The sequence below is a fragment of the Arthrobacter sp. 24S4-2 genome (genome assembly GCF_005280255.1).
Taxonomy (GTDB): Bacteria; Actinomycetota; Actinomycetes; order Actinomycetales; family Micrococcaceae; genus Arthrobacter.
This window is the reverse complement of record NZ_CP040018.1, coordinates 4,237,030-4,262,826: the sequence shown is the minus strand read 5'-3', so window position 1 is coordinate 4,262,826 and position 25,797 is coordinate 4,237,030. Positions and strand designations below refer to the sequence as shown.

Annotated in this window: 24 protein-coding genes and 1 pseudogene; 18 read left to right on the top strand and 7 right to left on the bottom strand. The window is 66.7% G+C overall.

All coding sequences use genetic code 11. From position 1 onward, the window contains the following. The first annotated feature begins 105 nt into the window (after positions 1-105). Together argS and menD are read left to right on the top strand one after the other, a co-directional pair. Positions 106-1,869 carry an arginine--tRNA ligase gene (gene argS, locus FCN77_RS19785; protein ID WP_217496160.1) on the top strand — a complete coding sequence of 588 codons (1,764 nt, stop codon included), beginning with the start codon at positions 106-108 and terminating at the stop codon, positions 1,867-1,869. Positions 1,870-2,184: 315 nt separating this feature from the next. Beyond that, on the top strand, positions 2,185-3,894 hold the full coding sequence (gene menD / locus FCN77_RS19780; protein ID WP_137324873.1) for a 2-succinyl-5-enolpyruvyl-6-hydroxy-3-cyclohexene-1-carboxylic-acid synthase: 1,710 nt from the start codon (positions 2,185-2,187) through the stop codon (positions 3,892-3,894). 109 nt (positions 3,895-4,003) lie between these two features. On the opposite strand, the gene FCN77_RS19775 is transcribed toward menD, so the two are convergent. From FCN77_RS19775 to FCN77_RS19760, 4 genes are all read right to left on the bottom strand, one after another. Next, the gene (locus FCN77_RS19775) at positions 4,004-4,780 is read right to left on the bottom strand and encodes an amino acid ABC transporter ATP-binding protein (RefSeq protein WP_137323631.1); all 777 of its coding nucleotides are present in this window, start codon (positions 4,778-4,780) and stop codon (positions 4,004-4,006) included. Continuing rightward, positions 4,777-5,748, bottom strand: a complete 972-nt coding sequence (locus FCN77_RS19770; protein WP_137323630.1) for an amino acid ABC transporter permease — start codon at positions 5,746-5,748, stop codon at positions 4,777-4,779. Before FCN77_RS19770 ends, FCN77_RS19775 begins: the two co-directional genes overlap by 4 nt. 35 nt (positions 5,749-5,783) lie before the next feature. After that, positions 5,784-6,731, bottom strand: coding sequence for an ABC transporter substrate-binding protein (locus FCN77_RS19765; protein ID WP_137323629.1), 948 nt, complete (start codon positions 6,729-6,731; stop codon positions 5,784-5,786). 183 nt (positions 6,732-6,914) lie between these two features. Next, complete coding sequence (locus FCN77_RS19760; RefSeq protein WP_137323628.1) at positions 6,915-8,315, bottom strand: isochorismate synthase MenF; 1,401 nt, start codon at positions 8,313-8,315, stop codon at positions 6,915-6,917. Positions 8,316-8,463: 148 nt separating this feature from the next. Between FCN77_RS19760 and FCN77_RS19755 the strand changes: the two genes are divergently transcribed. The 4 genes from FCN77_RS19755 (at position 8,464) to FCN77_RS19740 (ending at position 12,983) form a co-directional block, all read left to right on the top strand. Then, positions 8,464-9,249, top strand: a complete 786-nt coding sequence (locus tag FCN77_RS19755) for a demethylmenaquinone methyltransferase (protein ID WP_254679045.1) — start codon at positions 8,464-8,466, stop codon at positions 9,247-9,249. Between the two features lie 11 nt (positions 9,250-9,260). Further along, positions 9,261-10,595 carry a geranylgeranyl reductase family protein gene (locus FCN77_RS19750; RefSeq protein WP_137323626.1) on the top strand — a complete coding sequence of 445 codons (1,335 nt, stop codon included), beginning with the start codon at positions 9,261-9,263 and terminating at the stop codon, positions 10,593-10,595. Positions 10,596-10,604: 9 nt separating this feature from the next. Then, positions 10,605-11,708, top strand: coding sequence for a polyprenyl synthetase family protein (locus tag FCN77_RS19745; protein WP_137323625.1), 1,104 nt, complete (start codon positions 10,605-10,607; stop codon positions 11,706-11,708). Between the two features lie 435 nt (positions 11,709-12,143). Further along, positions 12,144-12,983 carry a type IV toxin-antitoxin system AbiEi family antitoxin domain-containing protein gene (locus tag FCN77_RS19740; protein WP_137323624.1) on the top strand — a complete coding sequence of 280 codons (840 nt, stop codon included), beginning with the start codon at positions 12,144-12,146 and terminating at the stop codon, positions 12,981-12,983. A gap of 129 nt (positions 12,984-13,112) precedes the next feature. Here the strand turns inward: FCN77_RS19740 and FCN77_RS19735 are convergent, their stop codons facing one another. Next, positions 13,113-13,538, bottom strand: coding sequence for a hypothetical protein (locus tag FCN77_RS19735; protein ID WP_137323623.1), 426 nt, complete (start codon positions 13,536-13,538; stop codon positions 13,113-13,115). A gap of 14 nt (positions 13,539-13,552) precedes the next feature. Continuing rightward, positions 13,553-14,224: a trimeric intracellular cation channel family protein gene (locus tag FCN77_RS19730; protein WP_137323622.1), complete on the bottom strand. Its 672-nt coding sequence runs from the start codon at positions 14,222-14,224 to the stop codon at positions 13,553-13,555. Positions 14,225-14,284: 60 nt separating this feature from the next. Here FCN77_RS19730 and FCN77_RS19725 point away from each other — a divergent pair, with 60 nt between their 5' ends. The 7 genes and pseudogenes from FCN77_RS19725 (at position 14,285) to FCN77_RS19700 (ending at position 21,289) form a co-directional block, all read left to right on the top strand. Then, on the top strand, positions 14,285-14,836 hold the full coding sequence (locus tag FCN77_RS19725) for a sirohydrochlorin chelatase (protein WP_368074292.1): 552 nt from the start codon (positions 14,285-14,287) through the stop codon (positions 14,834-14,836). After that, positions 14,833-15,009, top strand: a complete 177-nt coding sequence (locus FCN77_RS27795; protein ID WP_368074291.1) for a hypothetical protein — start codon at positions 14,833-14,835, stop codon at positions 15,007-15,009. The genes FCN77_RS19725 and FCN77_RS27795 overlap by 4 nt, the downstream gene beginning before the upstream one ends. Before the next feature lie 144 nt (positions 15,010-15,153). Continuing rightward, positions 15,154-16,899, top strand: coding sequence for a nitrite/sulfite reductase (locus tag FCN77_RS19720; RefSeq protein WP_137323621.1), 1,746 nt, complete (start codon positions 15,154-15,156; stop codon positions 16,897-16,899). 38 nt (positions 16,900-16,937) lie between these two features. Continuing rightward, entirely contained in the window at positions 16,938-17,666 is a 729-nt protein-coding gene (locus tag FCN77_RS19715) for a phosphoadenylyl-sulfate reductase (protein ID WP_137324872.1), read from the top strand. Beyond that, positions 17,663-18,685 (top strand): sulfate adenylyltransferase subunit CysD, encoded by a 1,023-nt coding sequence (gene cysD / locus FCN77_RS19710; protein ID WP_254678649.1) that lies wholly within the window; start codon positions 17,663-17,665, stop codon positions 18,683-18,685. Before FCN77_RS19715 ends, cysD begins: the two co-directional genes overlap by 4 nt. Continuing rightward, positions 18,685-20,116, top strand: a pseudogene (locus FCN77_RS19705) (sulfate adenylyltransferase subunit 1). Before cysD ends, FCN77_RS19705 begins: the two are co-directional and overlap by 1 nt. A gap of 165 nt (positions 20,117-20,281) precedes the next feature. Next, entirely contained in the window at positions 20,282-21,289 is a 1,008-nt protein-coding gene (locus tag FCN77_RS19700) for a GTP pyrophosphokinase family protein (RefSeq protein ID WP_175417320.1), read from the top strand. A gap of 111 nt (positions 21,290-21,400) precedes the next feature. Here the strand turns inward: FCN77_RS19700 and FCN77_RS19695 are convergent, their stop codons facing one another. Beyond that, complete coding sequence (locus tag FCN77_RS19695; protein WP_137323619.1) at positions 21,401-21,727, bottom strand: GYD domain-containing protein; 327 nt, start codon at positions 21,725-21,727, stop codon at positions 21,401-21,403. 201 nt (positions 21,728-21,928) lie between these two features. Here FCN77_RS19695 and FCN77_RS19690 point away from each other — a divergent pair, with 201 nt between their 5' ends. From FCN77_RS19690 to FCN77_RS19670, 5 genes are all read left to right on the top strand, one after another. Beyond that, positions 21,929-23,086 carry an ABC transporter substrate-binding protein gene (locus FCN77_RS19690; protein WP_254678648.1) on the top strand — a complete coding sequence of 386 codons (1,158 nt, stop codon included), beginning with the start codon at positions 21,929-21,931 and terminating at the stop codon, positions 23,084-23,086. Positions 23,087-23,141: 55 nt separating this feature from the next. After that, positions 23,142-23,867, top strand: coding sequence for an ABC transporter ATP-binding protein (locus tag FCN77_RS19685; RefSeq protein WP_043483399.1), 726 nt, complete (start codon positions 23,142-23,144; stop codon positions 23,865-23,867). Next, positions 23,857-24,840, top strand: a complete 984-nt coding sequence (locus FCN77_RS19680; protein WP_137323618.1) for an ABC transporter permease — start codon at positions 23,857-23,859, stop codon at positions 24,838-24,840. The genes FCN77_RS19685 and FCN77_RS19680 overlap by 11 nt, the downstream gene beginning before the upstream one ends. 110 nt (positions 24,841-24,950) lie before the next feature. After that, complete coding sequence (locus FCN77_RS19675) at positions 24,951-25,415, top strand: SRPBCC family protein (protein WP_137323617.1); 465 nt, start codon at positions 24,951-24,953, stop codon at positions 25,413-25,415. 53 nt (positions 25,416-25,468) lie between these two features. Further along, a complete protein-coding gene (locus tag FCN77_RS19670) occupies positions 25,469-25,765 on the top strand; it encodes a putative quinol monooxygenase (RefSeq protein ID WP_175417319.1) in 297 nt (98 codons plus the stop codon). Positions 25,766-25,797 lie beyond the last annotated feature (32 nt).

The window sequence follows — 25,797 nt, the reverse complement described above, 5'->3', positions numbered from 1 at the left end:
CGCCAACAGGGGTGAGAGAGCGTTTCCCTTTTAACTGTAGGAAGTGAGAGAGCGTCGGAGGGCGGCCGGGACTGATAATTTGAGCTTGTGAATAATCCGGCCGAAATGGTTGTCCCCAGAGTCCAGGAAGCTATTGCCCAAGCGTTCGGCGAGGAGTACCGCGAAACGGATCCGGTGGTGCGGCCGTCGCAGTTCGCCGACATCCAGGTCAACGCCGCCATGGCGCTTGCCAAGAAGGTCGGCCTGCCGCCGCGCGACGCTGCCGCCAGGATCGTCGAAGCGCTGGAGCTCGGCGGCATGTGCACGGCCGTTGAAATCTCCGGCCCCGGTTTCATCAACCTGACTTTCGACGGCACCTGGATCGAGGAGCTGCTCAACGTCCAGGCCGGATCCGCCCAGGCATCCCAGCCGCAGGGCGGGCCGGAGACGCAAGCCCAGCGCGTCGTCGTCGACTACTCCTCCCCAAACGTTGCGAAGGAAATGCACGTGGGGCACCTCCGCACCACCGTGGTGGGCGACAGCCTGGTCCGCGTCCTCGAGGCGCTGGGCCACACGGTGATCCGGCAGAACCACATCGGCGACTGGGGCACCCCCTTCGGGATGCTGATTGAGCATTGGCTGGAGATCGGCGAGGATTCGCCCGAGGCCGCGCTGCTGGTGGAGGACCCCAGCGCGTTCTACCAGGCGGCGCGGGCAAAGTTCGACGGCGACCCCGACTTTGCGACGCGGGCGCGCCTTCGCGTGGTGTCACTCCAGTCGGCCGACGAGGAGACGCTGGACGTCTGGCAGCGGCTGGTGGACCACTCGAAGCTCTACTTCAACGCCATTTACGCCAAGCTGGGCGTCAGCCTCGAGGACGACCACATCGCCGGCGAAAGCTCGTACGATCCCCATCTGGCACAGCTGTGCCAGGAACTGGAAGAGCGAGGCCTGGCGCGCATCAGCGAGGGCGCCCTCTGTACCTTCCCGGCGGGGTTCACCGGCAGGGAGGGCGAGCCGCTGCCGCTGATCATCCGCAAGTCCGACGGCGGCTACGGCTACGCCACGACGGACCTTGCCACCATCCGGTACCGCGTCCATGAACTCCATGCCGACCGCATCCTCTACGTGGTGGGCGCCCCGCAGAACGTGCACCTGCGGATGGTCATGGCATCGGCGCGCGAGGCTGGCTGGCTGCCGGACGCGGTCGAGGCCACGCACGTGCAGATCGGCAACGTGCTGGGCGACGACGGCAAGATCCTGAAGTCCCGCTCCGGGACGCCGGTGAAGCTGATGGCCCTGCTGGAGGAGGCCGTGGACCGGGCCCGCGCCGTGGTGGACTCGAGCCGCCCGGACCTCTCCGCGGAGGAGCGGGCCGCGACCGCGCGCCAGGTGGGCATCGGCGCCGTCAAGTACGCCGACCTCTCCGTGGGGCACGATACCGAGTATGTATTTGACTTCGACCGCATGCTGGCGCTCAGCGGCAACACAGGTCCGTACGTGCAGTACGCTGCAGCGCGGATCCGCTCCATCGTGCGCAAGGCGGGCGAGGCAGCGGTAGCTGGCATGGTCGCCGCCGCCGGGGCGGCAGGGGAGCCGAGAGCGGCCGCGGTGATCGCCGTCGTCGAACCTGCTGAGCGTGCCCTGGCGCTGCACCTGCTGGAGTATGGCGCCACCTTGCGGCGTGTTGGCGAGCTGCTGGAGCCGCACCGGCTGTGCGGTTACCTGTTCGAGTTGGCGCAGCTTTTCACGTCCTTCTACGACCAGTGCCCCGTGCTCAAGGCGGAGGACTCCGTTCGCGAGTCGCGGCTGGCCCTGTGCGCACTTGTCCTCCACAGGCTTTCCGAGGGGCTGGACCTGCTGGGCATCGAGACCCCGGCGAACATGTAGCCGCCCCTTCGACGGCAACGCCCTCTCACTTCCGCGGCCGTGACGGCGGGATGTGAGAGAGCGTCCGGGGTTTTTCGGCAGGATGTGAGAGAGCGTCCGGGGTTGGGCGGCGGGAAGTGAGAGAGCGTCCGGGGTTGGTGGGAGACTGGATTGGTGACTTCTGAGAACCCGCTGGACCCGCTCAACGCCTATGCCCCCGCCGATGATGCGCCCCTCTCCGAGGGCGACCCCACTGGCGGCTCCGCCGGCGCAGGCGACCCCACCCGCGAGGGCGGCTCCGCCGGCGTGAACACGGCCTTGAGCGCCCCCACCCACCTGGAACCCACCGATACCCTGACCGCACTCGAGTCAGCCCGGATCGCCGTGTCCGCCCTGCTCGACGGCGGCGTCCGGTACGTGGTGGTTTCGCCGGGGTCGCGGTCCGCCCCCATGGCCTATGCCCTCGCCGAGGCCGACGCCGCCGGACGCGTGGAACTCCTGGTCCGGATCGACGAGCGCTCCGCCGGCTTCACGGCCCTTGGCCTGGCGCTGTCCACCGGAGCGCCTGCCGCCGTGCTCACGACGTCGGGCACCGCCGTCGGAAACCTGATGCCGGCCGTCATGGAAGCCAACCACGCCGCGGTTCCGCTGGTGGTGCTGTCCGCTGACCGGCCGGACGAGCTGCGCGGGACCGGCGCCAACCAGACCACGGACCAACTGGACCTCTTCGGCGATCACGTGCGCTTCGCCGTCGACGTCCCCGCCGGAACGGACCCGCAGCGCGCCGTGGAGACAGCCCTTAGCGCCGCCACGGGCGCATTCGAGGACACCCCGCCCGGTCCCGTGCAGCTGAACCTGGCCTTCCGCGACCCGCTGGTCCCGCCAGCCGGCGACCACCTGCCGGAAGCAGCCGGCCCCGGAATCTGGCGGATCGGACGCGGCCCGGAACCACTGACCCTCCCACCCGCACCGGCCACGCTTGAGGAACGCCGCACCGTAGTGCTGGCCGGGCACGACGCCGGGCCGGTCGCCGAAGCCTTCGCCCGTGCCCACGGCCTGCCGCTGCTGGCAGAGCCGTCCTCCAACTCGCGCTTCGGCTCGAATGCCGTAGGCCCGTACCGCCTGCTGCTGGAGCACTTCGGCCCCGATTCCGCGCAGCCCATCGAACGCGTGGTCCTGTTCGGCCGGCCCACCCTGTCCCGTCCGGTCTCCGCGCTGCTGGCCCGCGCGGACGTTCCCTCGGCCCTCTACCAGCCGGTCCCCGTGGCCTGGTACGAGCCCGGACGCCGGACCGAGCTCCCGCTGGACAACCTCTCCGACCTGGCGGATTTCTCCGGACGCGGTTCCCCGGCGTGGCTGGATGCCTGGCTGCTGGCCGGTGCCGCCGCCCAGCATGCGCTCGACCAGGTGCTCTCCGGCGAAGCAGCAGCGACCGGACCGTCCGTGGGCGCGGAAGTGTGGAAGCACACGCGGGGACAGCTGATGCTGGGGTCCTCCAACGGAATCCGCGACGTGGACCTGGCGGGCCAGCCCACGCCCGGGCCGCACGCCACAGTATTCGCCAACCGCGGCCTCGCCGGGATCGACGGCACCATTTCCACCGCCACCGGCGTCGCCTGGGGCGGCCGGCAGGAAACCACTCTCCTGGTAGGCGACGTCACGTTCCTGCACGACGCCGGCGGCCTCCTCCTGGGCTTCGCCGAGACCGAACCGAACCTCCGCATCGTGGTGCTGAACGACGCCGGCGGGGCGATCTTCAACCTCCTCGAGCACGGTGCCGTGCAGGAATCCGGAGCCTATGGGAACGCCGTCGAACGCCTCTTCGGCACCCCCCACAGAGTGGACATCGCGGCGCTCGCTGCAGCGTACGGCGTCGAACACTGCTCAGTAAGTACGACGGCGGGACTCGCCGAGGCGCTGTCCGCACCGCCGTCGGGGCGGAGCATCATTGAGGTCCGCACGGACCGGCAGGGGCTGCGGGACCTGCACGGGCGGATCAAGGCCGCGGTGGGCGCGGCTGCGCAGGGCGTGCTGGCGCAGCAATGACTGTCAGGTCATAAGGCCGACCCGCACAGCACAAACCCCGCACAAACAAAGGCGGCCGCCGCGTGTATACACGCGGCGGCCGCCTTTTTTTGCAGGCAAGCGATTCCGTCTAGAGCACGCGGCCCAGGAACTCTTTGGTACGGGCGTGCTGGGGGTTGGCGATGATTTCCCGGGGATCGCCGGACTCAACCACCATGCCGCCGTCCATGAAAGTAAGGCGGTCACCAACCTCGCGGGCGAAGCCGATTTCGTGGGTCACGACGATCATGGTCATGCCCGACTTGGCGAGGTCCTTCATGACATTCAGGACGTCGCCCACCAGTTCCGGGTCCAGCGCAGACGTGGGCTCATCGAAGAGCATGAGTTCCGGATCCATGGCCAGTGCCCGGGCAATTGCAACACGCTGCTGCTGGCCCCCGGACAGCTGGGACGGATAGTGGCCGGCACGCTCGCCGAGCCCCACGCGCTCCAGCAGTTCCAGGGCCCGTTTCTGCGCAGCGGCCTTCGACTGGCCTTTGACCTGGACCGGAGCTTCCATGATGTTCTGCAGCGCTGTCTTGTGCGGGAACAGGTTGAAGCGCTGGAAGACCATGCCGATCTCGCGGCGCTGGGCAGCGATTTCCTTGGTCTTGAGATCGTGCAGCTTGCCGTTGATCTCGCGGTAGCCGATGAGCTGGCCTCCAACGGAAATGCGGCCGGCACTGATGGTCTCCAACAGATTGACGCAGCGCAACATGGTGGACTTGCCGGAACCGGAAGGCCCGATCACCACCGACACCTCACCCTGGTTGACGGTCATGTCGATGCCGCGCAGCACGTGGTGCTGCCCGTAGTACTTGTGAAGGCCTTCGATCTTAACCAGCGGTTTCTCTGCGGTGACCGTCAATTTGCCTCCTCCTCGGGGAAGTCCATCTTCAGTGCCGGCTCGGAGACGGCACTCGGGGCCACCGCCGCGGCAGCCTTGGCGGCGGCCGGGTTGATCGTGGCAGGGGCCAGGTTGTCCACGCCCTTGCCGTAGTAGGCCTCGATGAAGTGCTGTCCAACCATCAGGATGCTGGTGATAACGAGGTACCAGATGGCGGCGACGATCAGCAGCGGAACGGGAAGATATGTGCGGTTGGCCAGCGCATTAGTGGCGAACGTCAGGTCCAGCGTGAAGGGTACGGCGAGGACCAGGGACGTCGTCTTCAGCATGCCAATCGTCTCGTTGCCCGTGGGCGGCACGATTATCCGCATTGCCTGCGGCAGGATGATCCGCCACATGATCTTGGTCTTGCCCATGCCCAGGGCCTCGGCCGCCTCCATCTGCCCGCGGTCCACGGACTTGAGGCCTGCCCGGAAGATTTCCGCCAGGTAAGCGGATTCGTTGAGGCCCAGGCCCAGGATGGCGGCCGCGGTGGCCGTGACGATCGTACTTGTGTCCACGCTGAACAGTTCGGGTCCGAACGGGACTCCCGCGGCGATCTTGGGGTACAGGACGGAGATCAGGCCCCAGAACACCAGCTGGGTGTACACAGGGGTTCCACGGAAGAACCAGACCCAGACCCAGCTGGACCAGCGGAAGATCGGATTGTCCGACTGGCGCATGAACGCCAGGAGGATGGCCAGGATGATGGCCAGGGCCATGGACGTAACGGTCAGCAGGAGGGTCCAGCCAACGCCCTGGACCACCTTGACATCAAGGATGTAAGTCCCCACGATGTCCCAGCGGAAGTTGGGGTTGGTGACCAGGCTCTGAAGGAACAGCGCCACGACGCCCAGAATGACGACGGCGCTGATCCAGCGGCCGGGATGCCGCACCGGTACGGCCTTGTTCAATACCGGTGCGCCCTCATGCTGCTGATGGCGGTCCATGTGTGCACCTGACTTATTGTCGGTTACGGGAAGAGTCAAGACTTGGCCGCCGGGTTGACCTCGGACTTGGTGATGGCGCCTTCGGCGTTGCCCCAGCCCTCAAGGATCTTCTTGTAGGAGCCGTCTTCCATGAGCTTCGTGACGGTCTTCTGGATGACATCCGCCCAGGCTGTATCCGACTTGGCGACGGCGATGCCCTGTGGGGCGGAATCGTAGACGTCACCCAGCTTCTCCAGCTGGCCGTTGGTCTGGGTCATGGCGTAGCCGATGATGGGGGAGTCGGCGGCCATGGCGTCGATGCTGCCGTTTACCAGGCGCGTGGTCACATCCGTCTGGTTCTTCAGCGTGACAATGTTGATGGGCTGCTTGCCATCGGCAGCGCACTTCTTGTTGCGCTCGGCAAGGTCGGGATCTTCCTGCACGGTCCCGGTCTGGACGCCAACGGACTTGCCGCAGACGTCGTCGAGGGAGAACTTCTTCGGGTTGCCCTTCTGGACGGCCCAGGCGGTGCCGGCGTTGAAGTAGCTGACCATGTTCACTGCGCTCAACCGCTCGGGGTTGATAGTGAACGAGGAGATGCCGAGATCGTACTTCGGACCCAGTGCCGGAAGGATGCCCGTGAACTCGGAGGTCTGGACCTGGACCTTGAGGCCGAGCGTTGCTCCGATCGCCTTGGCGATGTCGACGTCGTAGCCCACGGGGGTCTGGCCGTCCGTTCCCAGGAACTCGGCGGGGGCGTAGCTGGTGTCCGACCCGACCGTGATGGTGCCCTTGGACTTGATCGCCGCGGGAACCATGGCCGCCAAAGCATCGTCTTTCTTGATGCTGGCGGGGTCGAAACTTGCGCTGCCGGAAGCAGTGGGGGCACTTGACGGGCCAGTTTCCGAGGCATTTGTACAGCCTGAAAGGGCCAGCGCGCCAATGGCGATGATGGTTGCGGCCGTCAGCTTGGAGCTGCCCAGGAGGGTGCGGGAAGTCTGCATTTCTTACCTTTTGTTGCAGGGGTATGCGGTATTAAAGCGGCTTATAGTGTAACGCCGAACACGAGATGTGCGTCACATGAAACTTAGTTTTACTATTGGATAACCAAAATACCCCTGAAATCAAGCCTCGCCGAACGGTCATTGTCTGGAATCCCGGACTCTGCAGCCGTATTCCCTGAGGCTCTAGCTCTTGATGCCCAGGGACTCGAGCATCGGACGGAACTTCGCCCAGGTCTCCGCGAGTTCAGCCTCGGGCTGTGAGCCCTCCACGATGCCGCAGCCGGCATACAGCCGCACCGAATCCGGCGCCTCGATCACCGCGCCGCGCAGCGCAATGCCCCATTCGCCGTTCCCGGCCGCGTCCAGCCAGCCCACCGGCCCTGCATAGGGTCCGCGGTCCATGTGTTCGAGTTTGCGGATGAGGGCGCCCGCCACAGTGGTGGGAGTTCCGCAGACGGCGGCAGTGGGGTGCAGCGCGTTGATGAGCGCGAGGCATGTGGGCACGTGGCCCTCCACCTCGGTGAGCTCGGCCTTCACATCCGATGCCAGGTGCCACACGTTGGGTAGCTCCAGGATGAACGGTTCGCTGTGCGCATTCATGGCCTCGGAGAACGGTGCCAGCTGGGTGGTCAGGGACTGGATGGCGATCTCGTGCTCATGCCGCTGTTTCTCGGACCCGGCCAGTACGCGCTCGGCGAACTCCAGCGGCGGACCGTCCATACCCTCGGCGTCGCGCCGGTCCAGGGTGCCTGCCAGGACCCGCGCCTGTGCGGTGCGCCCCTCCACCTGGATCAGCATTTCCGGGGTGGACCCCACCAGTCCGTCAACGCCGTAGGTCCAGCATTCGCGGTACCGGATGGCCAGCTGGCGCAGGATTTCCGCCGCGTTCACGCCCTCCGGAATCGTGGCCACGACGTCCCGGGCCAGCACCAGCTTCTCCAGCTTCCCGGTGCGGATCTCGGCGACGCCCGCGGCCACTGCCGCCATCCAGTCATGCTCGCTGAGCGATCCGGTTTCGAGTTTGGGTACGACGTCGGCAGCCGGCTCTGCGGCAACCCCGCCGCCGGGACGGCCGCCCGGGGGGAGCCCGACGTCGGCGCTTGAGGCTGCGGGTCCGTCGCCCAGGACGTCCAGAACGCCGTCGTCCTCTGCGCCGCCGTCCACCCAGCGTTCCAGGGCGGCGAGGGCGCCCGCCTCGGTGAGTTCGCCGTCGTCGAACGTTAACTGGGTGAGCCAGGCGCGGCCGTCCCTGACCCCCACAACAATCTCCGGGACGATCAGCCGGGAACGGTGCGTGGACACCTTGGAGAAGGCGAAGGAGCCGAACGCCACCGGGCCGGTGCCGGGACACTCAACGGAGTCGGTGATGTCGGCTTCGAGGACCAGGTGCCGCCACCAGATGTCGGCCTCGAGGAAGCGCTCGGGGCCCGTGGCGGTGAAGCGGGCGATCTCGCCGAAGCCCACCAGGCCAGCTTCGCGGCGGGTCCAGCAGAGGACATCGTCCCGGACCAGAAATGACGGCAGCCCCCCGGAGAATGATCTTCCATCCAGTGGGACTGTCAAGGTGCGGAACGTACTCGTCATGATGGGATAACAGTACTACCCCGAATCACCTCGGCATTGGGGGCGATCTAGGGTAAGTAACAGGCACCGCCACGGCCTCGCCGGGCCGCCCGCCGCGCTGGGCGGGCCGTGGTTCGTGGGTCCGCCCAACATTTGAGACAATGGCATGGTGAACCGAGCATCCTTGGATAAGCGTCCGGACGAAGTAGCCACGATGTTTGACGACGTCGCCCCCAAATACGACGTCGTGAACGATGTCCTGTCCATGGGACAGACGCGCCGCTGGCGCAGGGTCGTCGTTGAAGCCATGGATGTGAGGGCCGGCCAGCGCGTGCTCGACCTCGCAGCCGGAACAGGCACATCCAGTGAGCCCTATGCAGACGCGGGCATCGACGTCATCGCCTGCGACTTCTCCCTCGGGATGCTCAAGGTGGGCAAGCGCCGCCGCCCGGACATCAACTTCATTGCCGGCGACGCCACCCGGCTGCCGTTCGCGGACAACACCTTCGACGCCACCACCATCTCCTTCGGCCTGCGCAACGTCAACGAGCCCAAGAAGGCCCTGGCCGAGATGCTGCGCGTCACCAAGCCCGGCGGCAAGCTGGTGATCGCCGAGTTCTCCCAGCCCGTGGTCCCGCTGTGGCGCACCATGTACACCGAATACCTCATGCGCGCCCTGCCGGCCATCGCCGTGAAGGTCTCGTCCAACCCGGACGCCTACGTTTACCTCGCCGAGTCCATCCGCGCGTGGCCTGACCAGGACCACCTGGCCGGCTGGCTGCAGGAATCAGGCTGGGAGAAGGTCACGTACCGCAACCTCAGCGGCGGTATCGTCGCCGTCCACCGTGCCCACAAGCCCGCTGGTTCATCGCCCGACGGCGGGGCCGCCGCCATCGCCAAGCACACCGGCCCCGTGGCGAAGCTGCGCCGCAACATCACCCGGCCGGCGAGCTAGCCGATCCTGCCGTGAAAGTACTGATCGTCGGCGCCGGGCCCGCAGGGTCCACTGCCGCCTACTACCTCGCCAAGGCCGGCATCCAGGTCACGGTGCTGGAAAAGACCACCTTCCCGCGCGAAAAAGTCTGCGGCGACGGCCTCACCCCGCGAGCCGTCCGCGAGATCCAGAAGCTGGGCCTGCCCCACTCCGAGGAAAACGGCTGGCGTCGCAACAAGGGCCTGCGACTGATCGCCGGCGGCCGCACCATTGAGCTCCCGTGGCCGGAAGTCTCCGATTTCCCCACGTACGGCCTGATCCGCACCCGGCTGGGCTTCGACGAGGAACTCGTCCGGCACGCCGAGTCCGCCGGCGCCCGCCTGCTGGAAGGGCACAGCGTCACTGAGGCCCTGCGGTCGGAGGACGGCCGGGTCATCGGCGTCCGCGCCGCGCTGCTTGACGAGTCCGGACGGAAGACGGGGCAGACGCACGACTTCCACGCCGACGTCGTACTGGCCGCGGACGGAAACTCGTCCCGAACCGCCGTATCCGTGGGCATCCAGAAGCGCGACGACCGCCCGCTGGGCGTTGCCGTGCGCACCTATTTCCAGAGCCCCCGCCACGACGACGACTGGATGGAAGGCTGGCTGGAACTTCCCGGCCGGGACGGCAAGCTGCTGCCCGGCTACGGCTGGGTGTTCGGCGTGGGCGACGGCACGTCCAACGTGGGCCTGGGCATCCTGAACTCCTCCAAGGAATTCGGCAAACTCGATTACAAGCAGGTCCTCCGCGAATGGACCGCCGGCATGCCCGCCGAATGGGGTTTCACGCCGGAAAACCAGGTGGGCGAAATCCGCGGCGCCGCGCTGCCCATGGGCTTCAACCGCACCCCGCACTACTACCCTGGGCTGCTGCTCCTGGGTGACGCCGGCGGGATGGTGTCCCCGTTCAACGGCGAAGGCATCTCCTACGCCATGGAATCCGCCCGCTTTGCGGCCGAATTCATCATCGATGACAACGCTTGGCAGAGCCGCTACGCCAAATGGACGAACGACGACGCCGACCTCCACTACAAGGGGTACGCCGACTATGTGCGCGGCCAGTGGGGGAGCCACTTCACCTTGGGCCGGGCCTTCGCGTCGGTGATCGGCAAGCCTGCCGTGATGAAGCTTGCCCTGCGGACCGGCATGCCGGTGCCCCCACTCATGAAGTTCGTAGTCCGGCTGATGGCCAACGTCACGGATGAATCAGCCAAGGGTTTCGAGGACAGGGTGATCAGACTCCTGGAGGCGCTGGTGCCTGCCACGTCCAACACCTCCCTGTCCCCGTCCAGCTACACATCCGCGGTTTCCGCAACAAAAAGTTAGGGTTAACCCGTGACGAACTCTGCCAAGCACAGCTGGACCCACGCCGGACACGGCCTGCCGGACGCCAGGGAGCCCGAGCCCAACACCACCGCGATCGCCACGGGACTCCAGCTGCCCGCCGGTTTCGCCGCCATCGCGGAGGACCCCGAGCTGGGTCCGGCCATCACCACCAACCTGGCCCGCGTGGAAAAGAAGCTCCGCGAGGCCATTGCCAACTCCGACCCCCTGGCTGATGCAACGTCGCGTCACCTGGTGGAAGCCGGCGGAAAACGCATCCGGCCGCTGCTGGCCCTGCTCTGCGCACACCTCGGTGACGCCTCGCGCCCGGCCGTGGTGCAGGCGGCCGTGGTGGTTGAGCTGACCCACCTGGCCACGCTGTACCACGACGACGTGATGGACTCGGCCCCGTTCCGTCGCGGCGCCCCCACGGCCCACGAAGTCTGGGGCAACTCCGTGGCCGTCCTCACCGGCGACCTGATCTTTGCCCGCGCGTCCATCCTGGTGTCCGAGCTCGGCTCGCGTGCACTGGGGATCCAGGCCCGCACCTTCGAACGGCTGTGCCTGGGCCAGCTGCACGAAACCGTGGGACCCCGCCCCGACGAGGACCCCGTGGAGCACTACCTGTCCGTCATCGCGGACAAGACCGGATCGCTGGTGGCAGCCTCCGGCCAGCTCGGTGCCATCTTTGCCGGTGCCGATGAAGCCTACGAACCGCACTTGGTGGAGTACGGCGAGAAGATCGGCGTGGCCTTCCAGCTGGCCGACGACGTCATCGATGTCACCGGCGTCAAGGTCAAGTCCGGCAAGTCCCCCGGAACGGATTTGCGCGAAGGCGTGCCCACGCTGCCGGTGCTGCTGCTCCGCAACGCCGCCGCCGAGGGTGACCAGTCCGCCGTTGAACTCCTGAAGCTGATCGACGGCGACCTTTCCTCGGACGAGGCACTCGCCGCCGCCGTGGCAGGCCTGCGCGACCACCGGGTCACCGCGGAATCGTGGGTTGTGGCGCGTGCCTGGGCCGACGAAGCCATCGCCGCACTGGCCCCGCTGCCCGAAGGCGTGGTGAAGGATTCGCTGACCAGCTTCGCGCTGGCCGTGGTGGACCGCGCCAGCTAAGGCGGACTGCGGGCCTCGCAGTGGCGTGCCGACCGCCTGGCCGGGCTGTCGCCGTCGTGCGTAACCCAAAAGCTTAAACGGAATGGCCCCGGTTCTTTGCAGCAATACGAGTCATTCGCTGCATCGAACCGGGGCCATTTCTCCGTTCGCATCAGATCCACCGGAGGCATTTAGTGGATCCGTGAATAAGTCTATGACAGCCTTGTCACAAACGCGAATCTTGATGTTAATAGGCGTGTCACACGTCTTGGGGCTGCCTGGCCGCTCCGCCGGATTGGTGGCTGTCGTCCGTCGTGGGGCACATTGAGGCGCGGGATGGGCATTCCGGGGCTGGGAGTCGGCGTGTCCGTGTCGAAGTGCCCCGCCACGGCCGGGTTGTCCACATGGAGATGCCCGGATCTGCCCCTTCCGCGGGCTCAGGGGCACCTTGGAATCATGGATATCGAGACCTTCCTCCGCGCGCGGGCAGGGGTAACGAGGGCGTCGGCACTCCGTGCGGCGGGATTTACCCACACTGCCCGCGACAAAGCTTTGGCCGCGGGGCGCATTGTGCGAATCCGGCGGGGCATCTACAGCCTGCCCGGCGAGGCCGGCGTGTGCGGGCAGGCGCTGGGCCACAACGCCCTGCTGACGTGCCTGTCGGCTGCCCCTGCTTACGGGCTATGGACGCTGCATGACGCGGGGACCGTTCACCTGAGCCCCTCGCACAAAGTGACGCCGCCCGGAACGCTGACACATGGCAGATGCATCCATCCGCGTCATCCGTGGCTGCCCGTCGCCGGATTGGCCGACGTGCTCATTCACGCCCTGCGCTGCCTGCCGGAGGTGGAGGCGTTGGTGATGCTCCAGTGCGCAGCCCAGCGGGGAGACATCACCGTGGAGTTCCTGCGCCGCAAGCTGCCTGGAAACCGCAATGCCCGTGCAAGGGCCGTCCTGGACAGCGTGATCCCTCGGGCGGACTCGATCCTCGAGGTGCTGGCCAACTACCACTTCCGGCGGGCAGGCCTCCACGTTCGTATGCATGTGGAGCTTCCGGGCGTGGGCGAGGTGGACTTCCTGGTGGAGGAATGCCTTGTGGTGGAAACCGACGGCCGCTCGCATTTGGAGCCCCGTCAAGTGAAGAAGGATCGGAAGCGCAACAACACCACCGTCATCGGCGGACGCCTGGGCCTCCGGTACGGCTATGACGACGTCGTCAATCACCCCCAGCGGATGGTGGCCGAGGTGCTGGGGGTACTGGAGCTCTGCCGGCAGGGAGCTTTCAGCGCGCGTTAGGGCCCGTCGTGGGGCACTTTGTCGACGAAACCGTGGAATCAGGCTCAGCCTGCGGCGTGTCCGTGTCGAAGTGCCCCATTTGGGCCGGGCAAGCCGCTGAAGCGAAGCCGAAGCCACAGCCGCGGGGACCTAGTCCTCTTCGTCGTTGAACGCCCACTCGAACATGTCGAACACGAACTCGGAGAAGGTGCCTTCTTCGCTCTTCCACTGGCCGCGGGCGTTGTTGCGGCGGTACACAATGGGGTCCGGCACGCCGAGGTCGCCCACGCGGAAACCCCAGGTGAACTGTTCTTCCTCGTCCTCCAGGAACATAAGGAAGCCTTCGTCATCGACTTCGAGCTCCTCGGGGTCCCAGAAGTAGTGGTACGCCTCCATGAGGTCCTCGCAGCCACCCACTGCCTGGTAGAACTCCTTCAGGACCAGCGGGACCTGGAACTGGTGCTCGGAAAGGGCTTCCTTGAGTTCGTCTTCGGGCAGTCCGTCCTCTTCCTGCCATTCGTCTTCGAGATACTTCGGAACAAGCGCGCGGAACTTCTCGAGGAACATGTCAGTCATGGTTCATATCCTAGCTAATCCCGGCCACCGTTTTCCGCCGTGCCCAGCCCCAGCCGATGCCACCCCCGGACGGCCAGCGGAACGTACCAGGAACGGCGCCAGGCAGTGACACGGAAGGCGAACACGACAGCGGCCACGGCCCCCGCCGTGAACGCGTTGAAAGCACCCGACACCCACAGGACCGTGGTCAGCGCTGCCCCCGTGAACGCGGGCAGTGCGTAGAGGTCCTTCGGGTCGAAGAGCTGCGGCACCTCATTGGCGGTGATGTCCCGCAGCAGGCCGCCGCCCACCGCCGTCGTGACCCCAAGCAGCACGGCTGACACCGGGTTCATCCCGAAACTCAGCGCCTTGAGCGTGCCGGTGATGCAGAACAGAGCCAGGCCGCCGGCGTCGAACAGGATCAGCAGCGAGGTGAAGCGCTGGACGCTGGAAAAGAGGAAGTACACCAGCACGGTGGCGAGCACCGGGGGAGCCAGGTAGGCAGGGTTGGTGAACGCGGCGGGCGGGCCGCTGTTGAGGATGATGTCGCGGATTACGCCGCCGCCCAGGGAAACAAGGGAGGCGAGCAGCAGCGAGCCGATGATGTCGAACTGTTTCCGCGCCGCAAGCAGGGATCCGGAGACCGCAAAAAAGAAGACGCCGGCCAGGTCCAGCCATACCAGAACGGAGTCGAAGGAGAAGGTCAATGGGCGTCCCGGTCAATTTCGAGGGGCGGATAGGGCGGCTCCAACGTTACGCTAGCCCCTATGAATAGCCCCATCATGATCGCCTGTGCCCACGGAACGTCCAGCCCGCTGGGCGCCTCCGAGGTGGACGGCCTCCGTGCGGATATCGGCGGGCTACGCCCCGGACTGGATGTCCGCGAGGCCTACGTGGATGTTCAGGACCCGGACCTGGTGGATGTCATGGCCGGGCTGCCGGAAGGTGAGCCGGCCGTCATTGTTCCGTTGCTGCTCAGCGTGGGCTTCCACACCAAGGTGGACATCGCACGGGCGGCGCGGGGCCGCGAAGGCAGCGTCGCATCGGAGCCGTTGGGCCCGGATCCCAGGCTGGCGCAGCTCCTCGACAAGCGGCTGCGCGAGGCCGGCGCCACCGAGCACGACGCCGTGGTGCTCGCGGCGGCCGGATCCACCAACCGCAAAGCCTCAGTGAGTGTCGAGGAGCTCGCTGGGCACCTCAGGGCGCTGCGCGGCAACACGATTGTTCCCGCCTACGGTGCGGCCGCCAAGCCGTCAGTGGCCGACGCCGTCGCCTCGCTCCGCGCTGAATACCCCGGCGGTGAGGGCCGGGGCGGGTGATTGTTGCCTCGTACCTGCTGGCGCACGGCTTCTTCCACGACCAGCTGGCCAAGGCCGACGCAGACATCGTCACGGAACCGCTGCTGCCCTCGAGGATCATGGCCGAGATTGCGCTGGACCGCTACGACGCGGCCGTCGCCGCCACGGCAGACGCCGCGGCAACCACCTCCTGACGGCGCCTCCGGGCAGCCACGAACCATGCACAGCCCCGATCCTTCTTCAAGGCTTCCCGGCGATTCATGACGAAATGTTTCCCTAGGTGACCTCCCGTTTCTGGTCCTTTGTGACGGCTTTCCGGTGGGACCTACAGTCGATGCATGACTGATACAGCTCTAGCCGGAGCGTCCGTGGACTCCGCCGCCGCCAAGCGCCCCGCGCGTGCCTCCCGCCCTGCTGCAAAGCCGCACGGGCAGTGGAAAGTGGACGGCAAAACCCCGCTGAACGCCAACGAAACCTGGAAACAGGAAGACGACGGCCTCAACGTGCGCGAGCGTATCGAGACCATTTACTCCAAGGACGGCTTCGACGCCATCCCCAGCCAGGACCTCCATGGCCGCTTCCGCTGGTGGGGCCTGTACACGCAGCGCAAGCCCGGGATCGACGGCGGCAAGACCGCAACCCTTGAGCCGCACGAGCTGGAGGACAAGTACTTCATGCTCCGGGTCAGGATCGACGGCGGCGCGCTCACCACCGAGCAGCTGCGCGTCATCGGCCAGATTTCCGTTGACTTCGCGCGGGATTCCGCCGACCTCACCGACCGCCAGAACATCCAGCTGCACTGGATCCGGGTGGAGGACATCCCCGAGATCTGGAACCGGCTTGAGGGTGTTGGCCTGTCCACCACCGAGGCCTGCGGCGACGTGCCCCGGGTCATCCTCGGTTCCCCGGTGGCGGGCATCGCCAAGGACGAAATCATCGACCCCACCCCGCTCATTGCGGAGCTGGGCGAGCGGTTCATCGGCAACCCGCTGCTGTCCAACCTCCCGCGCAAGTACAAGACCGCCATCACCGGCCACCCCAGCCAGGACGTGGTCCACGAGATCAACGACTTCGGCCTGGTGGGCATGGTCCACCCCGAACTCGGCGCCGGCTACGACCTGTGGGTGGGCGGCGCGTTGGCCACCAACCCCATGCTGGCCAAGCGCCTGGGCGCCTTCGTGAAGCCCGGGGAAGCTGCCGACGTCTGGCTCGGCGTCACCAGCATCTTCCGTGACTATGGCTACCGCCGCATGCGCACCAAGGCGCGACTGAAGTTCCTGCTGGCCGACTGGGGTCCGGAGAAGTTCCGCCAGATCCTGGAAGACGAATACCTGGGCTACAAGCTGGCCGACGGCCCCGCCGCCCCGAAGCCCACGACCCCCGGTGACCACATCGGCGTGCACGAGCAGAAGGACGGCAAGTTCTTCATCGGTGCCACCCCGCTGGCCGGCCGCCTGTCCGGCGCGCAGCTGGTGAAGCTCGCTGACACCCTCGAGTCCCGGGGCTCCTACCGACTGCGCACCACCCCGCACCAGAAGCTGGTTGTCCTGGATGTTGCCAAGGACCAGGTGGAGCCGCTGGTGGCGGAGCTCGACGGGTTGGGCCTCTCCGCCCGGCCGTCCGTGTTCCGCCGCGGCACCATCGCCTGCACCGGCATCGAATACTGCAAGCTGGCCATCGTGGAAACCAAGGTCACCGCCGCCACAGCCATTGCCGAGCTGGAACGGCGCCTTGCGGACCTCGCCGAGAGTGGCGAACTGCCGCACGCCCTGTCCCTGCACATCAACGGCTGCCCCAACTCCTGCGCCCGCATCCAGACTGCGGACATCGGACTCAAGGGAATGATGCTGCCAACGCCCGACGGCGACCCCACCCCCGGCTTCCAGGTCCACCTGGGCGGCGGGCTGGCTTCCTCCACCCGCGAAGAAGCTGGCCTGGGACGTACCGTCCGCGGCCTCAAGGTCTACGTCGAGGACCTGCCCGATTACGTGGAACGCGTGGTCCGGACATTCGTCGCCCAGCACGCCGAAGGGCAGACCTTCGCCGAGTGGGCCCACGCAGCAGATGAGGAGGCACTTCAGTGAGCAAGCACGCCCTAGGAGTAGACCCGGTGGTTGAGCGGTTGGGGAGCGAAAGTCCGGCAGCCCCGGTACTCCGCACCCACGATGAACTCAAGGCCATCGCCGAGGCCGGCGCCGCCGAACTCGGCTGGGACACCCCGGCCCGGGACGTCATTGCCTGGGTGGCCCGGAACTTCGAGCTGCCCGCCGTGGCTGTGGCCTGCTCCATGGCCGACGCCGTCCTGCCGGCACTGGTTGCCGACCAGCTTCCCGGCGTCGACGTCCTGTTCCTGGAGACCGGCTACCACTTCCCGGAGACCTACGCCACGCGCGACGAAGTGGCCGCAAACCTCCGCGTCAACGTGGTGGACGTCCTCCCGGAGAACACCGTGGAGCAGCAGGACCGCCTGCTCGGCAAGGACCTCTTCGCCCGCGACGCCGCCCAGTGCTGCGCCCTCCGCAAGGTGGCCCCGCTGCGCCGCACCCTGGCCGGCTACGAACTGTGGTTCACCGGCGTGCGCCGCGACGAAGCCCCCACCCGCACCAACACCCCGCTGATCACCTGGGACGAAACCAACGGCCTGGTCAAGGTCAACCCGGTGGCGGCCTGGAGCTTCGACCAGCTGGTGCAGTTCTCCGACGACAACCTCCTTCCCGTCAACCCGCTGCTTTCACAGGGCTACCCGTCCATTGGCTGCCAGCCCTGCACCCGCAAGGTAGCGCCGGGCGATGACCCCCGCGCCGGCCGCTGGGCAGGAACCGACAAGACAGAATGCGGACTACACGTATGAGCATCGAAACCACCAACGAGGACCTGGAGCTGTCTGTGCTGGAACTTGACGCTGATTCTCCGAAAGCGGCGCATCGCGCGAGCGAGGAACGAGCGAGTGTGTCTAAGCCGCGTGGAGAAGCAGTGGCAAGGCTCTCCAGCCTGGACACCCTCGAGTCCGAAGCGATCCATATCATCCGCGAAGTCGTCGCCGAGTTCGAGAAGCCTGCGCTGCTGTTCTCCGGCGGCAAGGACTCCGTGGTGATGCTGCACCTGGCCACCAAGGCCTTCTGGCCGGGCAAGGTTCCGTTCCCCGTGCTGCACGTGGATACCGGCCACAACTTCCCCGAGGTCCTCGACTTCCGCGACCGCACCGTTGAGCGCCTGGGCCTCAAGCTCGTGGTCGGCTCCGTCCAGGAGTTCATCGACAGCGGCGAACTGGCCGAGCGTGCCGACGGCACCCGCAACCCGCTCCAGACCGTCCCGCTGCTGGACGCGATCCAGCGCAACAAGTTCGACGCCGTCTTCGGCGGCGGTCGCCGTGACGAGGACAAGGCCCGCGCCAAGGAGCGCATCCTGAGCCTCCGTGATGAGTTCGGCCAGTGGGACCCGCGCAACCAGCGTCCCGAGCTATGGAACCTGTACAACGGCCGCCACACCGTGGGCCAGCACGTCCGCGCGTTCCCCATCAGCAACTGGACCGAGCTGGACGTGTGGCGCTACATCGAACGCGAAAACATCGAGTTGCCGGGCCTGTACTACGCCCACGACCGCGAGGTCTTTGCCCGCGACGGCATGTGGCGCGCAGTGGGCGAGGTCTCCCAGCCCCGCCCCGATGAGGAAGTCATCACCAAGACCGTCCGCTACCGGACCGTGGGCGACATGTCCTGCACCGGCGCCGTTGAGTCGGCGGCCGCCACGGTGCGCGACGTCGTTATCGAAGTTGCCGCCTCCACCATCACCGAACGTGGCGCCACCCGTGCGGATGACCGCATCTCCGAGGCCGCCATGGAAGACCGCAAGAAGGATGGCTATTTCTAATGAGCACCGAAATCGATACAGCCCGCGCGGCTGCCCTTCTTGACGAGGCCCCCTCGCCCACGCCTCACTGTTCCGTTTCGCCACCGCCGGATCGGTCGACGACGGCAAGTCCACCCTGGTGGGCCGCCTCCTGCACGACTCCAAGGCGATCCTGGCCGACCAGCTCGACGCCGTTGCCCGCACCTCCGCGGACCGCGGATTCGGGGGCCCGGCGCAGCCGGTGTACAAGCGATTGACCTGGCCCTCCTGACCGACGGCCTGCGTGCCGAGCGCGAGCAGGGCATCACCATCGACGTGGCCTACCGCTACTTCGCCACGGACCGCCGCAGCTTCATCCTGGCCGACTGCCCCGGGCACGTGCAGTACACCAAGAACACGGTGACCGGCGCGTCCACCGCGGACGCCGTCGTCGTACTCATCGACGCCCGCAAGGGTGTCCTGGAGCAGACCCGCCGGCACCTTTCCGTGCTGCAGCTGCTGCGGGTGGCCCACGTGATCGTGGCCGTGAACAAGATCGACCTGGTGGACTTCAGCGAGGCCGTGTTCCGCGAGATCGAAGCCGACGTGCAGCAGGTGGGCCGCGAACTCGGCCTCGGATCCGACGGCATCACCGACCTGCTGGTGGTTCCGGTTTCCGCGCTCGACGGCGACAACGTGGTGGAGCGCTCGGAGCGCACCCCCTGGTACACCGGCCCGGCCCTGCTCGAGGTGCTCGAGACCCTGCCCGCCGCGGACGAACTGGAAAGCCACCTGGAGAGCTTCCGCTTCCCGGTGCAGCTGGTGGTCCGGCCCCAGGGCGCGCTGGCTCCCGATGCGGTTGCCGGCGGACTCGACGTCGAGAAGTACCGTGACTACCGCGCTTACGCCGGGCAGATCACCGAAGGTTCGGTCAAAGTCGGGGACAAGGTCAGCGTGCTGACCCCCGGCCAGGACCCGCGCACCACCACGGTGACGGGCATCGACTTCGCGGGCGCCGAGCTCACCGAAGCCGTCGCGCCGCAGTCCGTGGCAATCCGCCTGGCAGACGAGTTCGACGTCGCACGCGGCGACACGATCGCCGCCGCAGGCACCGTCCGCGAAGCCTCCGCCGACCTCTACGCGGCACTGTGCTGGCTGTCCCCGAAGCCGCTCCGCGAAGGCGCCAAGGTGCTGGTCAAGCACGGCACCCGCACCGTGCAGGCGCTGGTCCGCAGCGTCAGCGGCAAGCTGGACCTCGCCACCTTCAAGCTTGAGGGAGCGTCCAGCCTGGAACTCAACGACATCGGCCACGCGCAGCTCCGGCTCGCCGCCCCGCTGCCGCTGGAAAACTACCTGCACCACCGCCGCACCGGCGCCTTCCTGGTGATCGACCCGCTGGACGGCAACACGCTGGCTGCCGGTCTGGTCAACGACCACCCCGGCGACCACGAAGACGAGCGCTACTCGATCTGATCGCTTGACGCTCTGATCGCTTGACGCTCTGATTGCTTGGCTGCGGAAGGCCCCGGTCCGGAATTATCCGGACCGGGGCCTTCCGGCGTCGAGCTTGCAGTAGCTGAAACCGGCTGCCTTGGATACTCTGCTGGTTACGGGCTGCTGTGTTCTGAGGGGGAATGGTTGGACGATCATGAGGCAGTTGTTGCCAGCTCCCTGGTGCAGTACGCGGAGCTGCTGCCCCGGCTGAATGCGGCTTCGGACGCCATCGGCGATGCCATCCGGGCCCGGCTCAGGGACGACGGACTCAACCATCACACCGTTCAGGCCAGGGTCAAGGACCCCGGCTCTGTCAGGGAGAAGCTGGGCCGGTTGACCGTGGCCGGCAAACCCAAATACGGCAACGGCATTGTGCAGCTCGATGACCTTATCGGGGTCCGGGTGATCATGTTCCTGGAGCCCGACATCGCCGATGTTGCCACCGCTTTAAAGGGCCAGTTCCACTGCCGGGAAGACGACGACAAAACCAGCTCCCAGCGGCGCAACGGCCAGATCGGCTATGCGGGCAGGCACCTCATCCTCGAAGTGCCGGCCGAGAACGTACCCGTGGGCTGCCAGACGTTTGTTGGGGAGCGCTTTGAGGTCCAGATCCGCACGGTGCTGCAGCACGCATGGGCGGCCTTCGAGCATGACATCCGCTACAAGGGCGGAGCCGAAGCCAACGCGGAAGTGGACCGCGCGTTCACCATGGCGTCAACCCTGATCGAACTGGCGGACGCCCAGTTCTCGGCGATCAACGACATCGTCAAGCGCCGAAAGGCCGAGAGCACCGCCGACTTCGCCGCGAACCCCGCCACCGAGATCACCGGGGACATCCTCCAGGACATGCTGGCGCGGCTGCTGCCGGAACACCCCAGAAGCCAGGCCCGGCAGTACGGCTGGCTGGGGGACCTGCTGGCAGCCAACAGCGTCAGGACAGTGGCCGACGCCGAGGAGCTCTTCGGTGCCGCCGACTGGTCTGCCGTGGCCAAGAAGATGGACTACAAATTTCCCGCCGGCCAAGTGCGGATCGCGGACGACTTCCTGCTGAAGAACTGGGGCTCCGAATACATTGCCCGCACCAAATCCGTGGGCAACGACGTCAAACGGGAGTCGAAGCTGAAGTACCGTTTGGAGCGCATGCAGGACTGAGATGCGGCGGAGGCCGGCGCCTGAGGGCGCCGGTGAGCGCCGGTGAGCGCCGGGAGCGGCGCGAGCGGCGCGGGCGGCGCGGGGGCAGCGCGGGGGCAGCGCCCGGGAATGTCAGGTGCCCGGACGCCGGTACTTGATCTGCTCGGCTTTCCGCAGGGCCTCCATTGTTTCGTCGACGGTCAGGAGCACGGTGGTGTCGAACGAACTCAGCGCCCCGCCTCCGCTGATCGCCAGTGCGACCGCGGCCATGGACACATTGTCGGGTGCCTCCCAGAGGTTGTAGCCGTCGTGAGAGCCAAATGCGTACCAAAAGCCATGGAGCTTTCCGCCGACTGATTCGATGTAGGTCTGGGCTGCTTTCCTGCGGTCCTCGGGGTTGCTGATCAGTTTCGCCCAGGTCTCCGGTGTGTAGCTGAACTTCGACAGATAGAGCGGCATTGTCGGGTCCTTTCGTTTCTTGCACCGGTGGTGCCGATGCAGCAAGACTGGCAGTCTCCGGGCAGGGCAGCAATGCCCGGGACCTTTTCCGCCGGGAATGGCCTTGCCCTGTATTGCGCGAATATGACGCTGCATGAACGCGCGTGACCCCCCGTTTCCGAGTCATTGAACCTCGTTTGTGACACTCCCTATGGTGAAACAATGACAAGTCCCCAGCCCGGAATGACCCGCATCGTGGCAGGAGAGCGCAACAAACCGAAGCGCACGCGCGCCGTCGAGGTTCTGGTTGCCCTCGGCCTGGTGCTGCTCATTGCCGCCGGTGCCGTGGTGGCGTCAACACTTTCCCGTAGCACTGAAGCCCAGGCCGCCGCTCCCACGCCTGCCGCGGAGCTGAAGCTTGGCTACTTCGGCAACGTCACCCACGCCCCTGCCCTGGTCGGGGTGAAGGAGGGCTTCATCGCGAAGAACCTCGGGGAGACGAAGCTGAGCACGCAGGTGTTCAACGCCGGCCCGGCAGCGATCGAGGCGCTGAACGCGGGCGCTATCGACGCCACGTACATCGGCCCGAGCCCGGCCATCAACTCGTTCGTGAAGAGCCAGGGCGAGTCCGTCAGCATTATCGCCGGTGCTGCCGCGGGCGGGGCGCAGCTGGTGGTCAAGCCGGAGATCGGTTCCGCGGCGGATCTGAAGGGCAAGACCCTCGCCTCGCCGCAGCTGGGCGGGACCCAGGATGTGGCGCTGCGGGCCTGGCTGGCCGGGCAGGGCTACAAGACCAACACCGACGGCAGCGGCGACGTGGCGATCAACCCGACTGAGAACGCGCAGACGCTCAAGCTGTTCCAGGACGGCAAGCTCGACGGTGCGTGGCTGCCCGAGCCCTGGGCGTCCCGGCTGGTGCTGCAGGCCGGCGCGAAGGTCCTGGTGGACGAGAAGGACCTCTGGGTCGGCTCCCTCACAGGCAAGCCGGGCGAGTTCCCCACCACCATCCTGATCGTGAACAGGAAATTCGCCGCCGAGCACCCGGACACCGTCAAGGCACTGCTGAAGGGCCACGCCGAGTCCGTGAAATGGCTCAACGACACCCCTGACGCAGAAAAGGCGAGCGTGCTGAATACTGCCCTGAAGGAATCCTCGGGCGCCGAACTGCAGCCCGACGTCATCGACCGGTCGCTAAAGAACATCGTCTTCACCGTGGATCCCCTGGCCGGAAGCTACAAGAAGCTGCTCGAGGACGGCGTGAAGGCCGGCACCACCAAGCAGGCCGACATCAACGGCATCTTCGACCTCACCGCCCTGAACAGCGTCACCGCCGAAACCGGCGGCGAGCAGGTCTCCGCAGCCGGGCTCGGCAAGGACTAAACAAGAGCACCACCCCAAGCAACACTTCCAGCCCCATCAACGTAAGGACAGGATCATGCCAGTCGTACTGGAAAACCTGGGCAAGCGCTTCGGCGACGGCGCCCCGGTGCTGGACGACGTCAACGCCAGCATCGCCCAAGGCGAGTTCGTCGCCCTCCTGGGTGCCTCCGGCTGCGGCAAGTCCACCTTGCTGAACATCATGGCGGGACTGGAACTCCCGACGTCGGGCGCCCTTGAGGTCCCCAGCGACGGCGCGGCCTTCATGTTCCAGGACGCCGCACTGTTCCCGTGGCTGACGGCCCGGGAGAACATCGAGCTCGCCCTGAAGCTGCGCGGCGTGGGCAAGGCCGAGCGTCGCACCAAGGCCAACGAACTCCTGGACCTGGTCCATCTGGGCGGTGCCGGCGACAAGCGCCCCCACGAGCTTTCCGGCGGCATGCGGCAGCGCGTCTCCCTGGCCCGCTCCCTGGCCCAGGACCGGCAGCTTCTCCTCATGGACGAGCCGTTCGCCGCGCTCGATGCCATCACCCGCGACCTCCTCCACGACGAGCTGGAACGCATTTGGAAGGAAACGGGCCGCACCATCGTTTTTGTGACGCACAACGTCCGCGAAGCCGTCCGGCTGGGCCAGCGGGTGCTCCTGCTGTCCTCCCGCCCCGGCCGCGTGGTGCAGGAGTGGAACGTCACCGAGGAACACCGAACCGACGCCGGTCTTGCCGGACAGCTGACCGGGGTCATCACCGCCCGGCTGCGAGAGGAGATCCGCCGCCATGCCAAGTAACCCCACCCCGGTGGCTGAAGCCCCCGTCACCGGCGAAGCGCCCGTCACCGGCGCAGCGCCCGTCCTCGAGCCTGAGACCCGCAAGGTCCACGCGGCACTGACCCGGTCCTCCACCGGCAACGAAGACCTGCGCGAACTCGAATCGGGGCTCGATTCCCTGCAGTCGGACGCACACCGTGCGGCGCGCATCGACTGGAGCCGCATCCTGCTCCCGGTCGCTGCCCTCGTGGTGCTGGTCGTGGCGTGGCAGGTCTATGTTTCGCTCGGCCTCAAGCGGCGCGACCTGGTGCCAGGGCCCCTGGACGTGCTGGGCCAGTTCGGCACCTTGTGGGCCGACGGTTCGCTGCAGGAAGCCGTCTGGACGTCGCTGCAGCGAGGCCTTATCGGCTTCCTGATCAGCGTGGCCATCGCGACGCCCATCGGACTGCTGCTGGCACAGGTTGCCCCGCTGCGCCGCGCCTTCGGTCCGCTCATCTCCGGCCTGCAGGTGCTGCCCTCCGTGGCCTGGGTGCCCGCGGCCATCCTCTGGTTCGGCATCACTGACGCCACCGTGTACTTCGTGGTGTTCATGGGCGCCATCCCGTCCATCATCAACGGCCTGATCTCCGGCGTGGACCAGATCCCGCCGCAGTACCGCAGCGTCGGCACGGTCCTGGGCGCCAACCGGCTGCAAATGGCCATTCAAATCATCCTTCCCGCAGCATTGCCGGGTTACCTGAGCGGCCTCAAGCAGGGGTGGGCCTTCTCCTGGCGTTCCCTCATGGCCGCGGAAATCATCGCGGTGGGCGGCACCATCGGCTTCGGCCTCGGCTCCATGCTGAACCAGGGCCGCGACCTCTCTGACATGACAATCGTGATGTCAGCCATCCTGCTGATCCTGGCCGTCGGCATCCTGATCGAACTGCTCGTATTCGCGCCGATCGAAAAGCGCCTTCTCCGGCGCCGCGGCCTCCTCGCCGGCAGCACGCGCTAACCCTCCCCACTACAGCCACAGCAAGACCCAACAGCAGAGCCCGACGGCGGGTCCCGCCGTCGGGCTCTGCTGTTCGCTTTTACGGCGGGAGAGTCTGGCAGACTGGCGCCATGACCGTCAGCTTTGTGTGCCGCACCGAATCCGCCCTGCCCCGGGAACAGCTGTTCGACCTCGCGCGCAGCATCGACGCGCACCTGGACTCGCAGGCCGACGCGGGGGAGCAGGCCGTGGCGGGCGTGACGTCCGGCCTGATCGGCACCGGGCAGGAAGTGACGTGGCGCGCGCGGCACTTCGGGTTGCCAATACGGATGACCAGCCGCATCACGTCGCTGGACTTCCCCGAGCGCTTTGTGGACGAGCAGGTCCGCGGGCCGTTCCAGACCTTCCGGCACGTTCACGAGTTCGAGGCGACAGACCGCGGCAGCATCATGACCGACCGGGTGGAATTCACGGCTCCGTTCGGGGCGCTGGGCCGGATCGCGGAGAAGCTCGTGCTGCGCCGGTACCTGGAACGCCTGATCGCGGTGCGCGGCCTGCACCTCGCCGGCCTTGTTCCCCCCGTGCCACCTGCCTAGACTCGCGAATAGGCCGGCATTCGGCCCGGTCAACGAAGATTGAGGAGATCCCCGTGGCACCAAAGTTTGGACTGCTAGCAATGGTCGAGGCCCAACCCGGGAAGGAACAGGAAGTGTGGGACTTCCTCAACGGAGGCCGGGAGATCGTGGACAACGAGCCGGGCACCCGGACCTGGTATGCCTTCCGGGTCAGCGAAAACACGTTCGGCATTTTCGACACCTTTGATACCGAGGAGGACAGGCAGGCCCACCTCCACGGTGCCATTCCGGCCGCACTCGCTGAACACGGCCCGGCCATGCTCGCCAAGGATCCCGACATCAAGCTGATCGAACTCATCGCCGTGAAGTAGGGCCGAAGGAAGGCCCGGTAGAGGGGTGCACC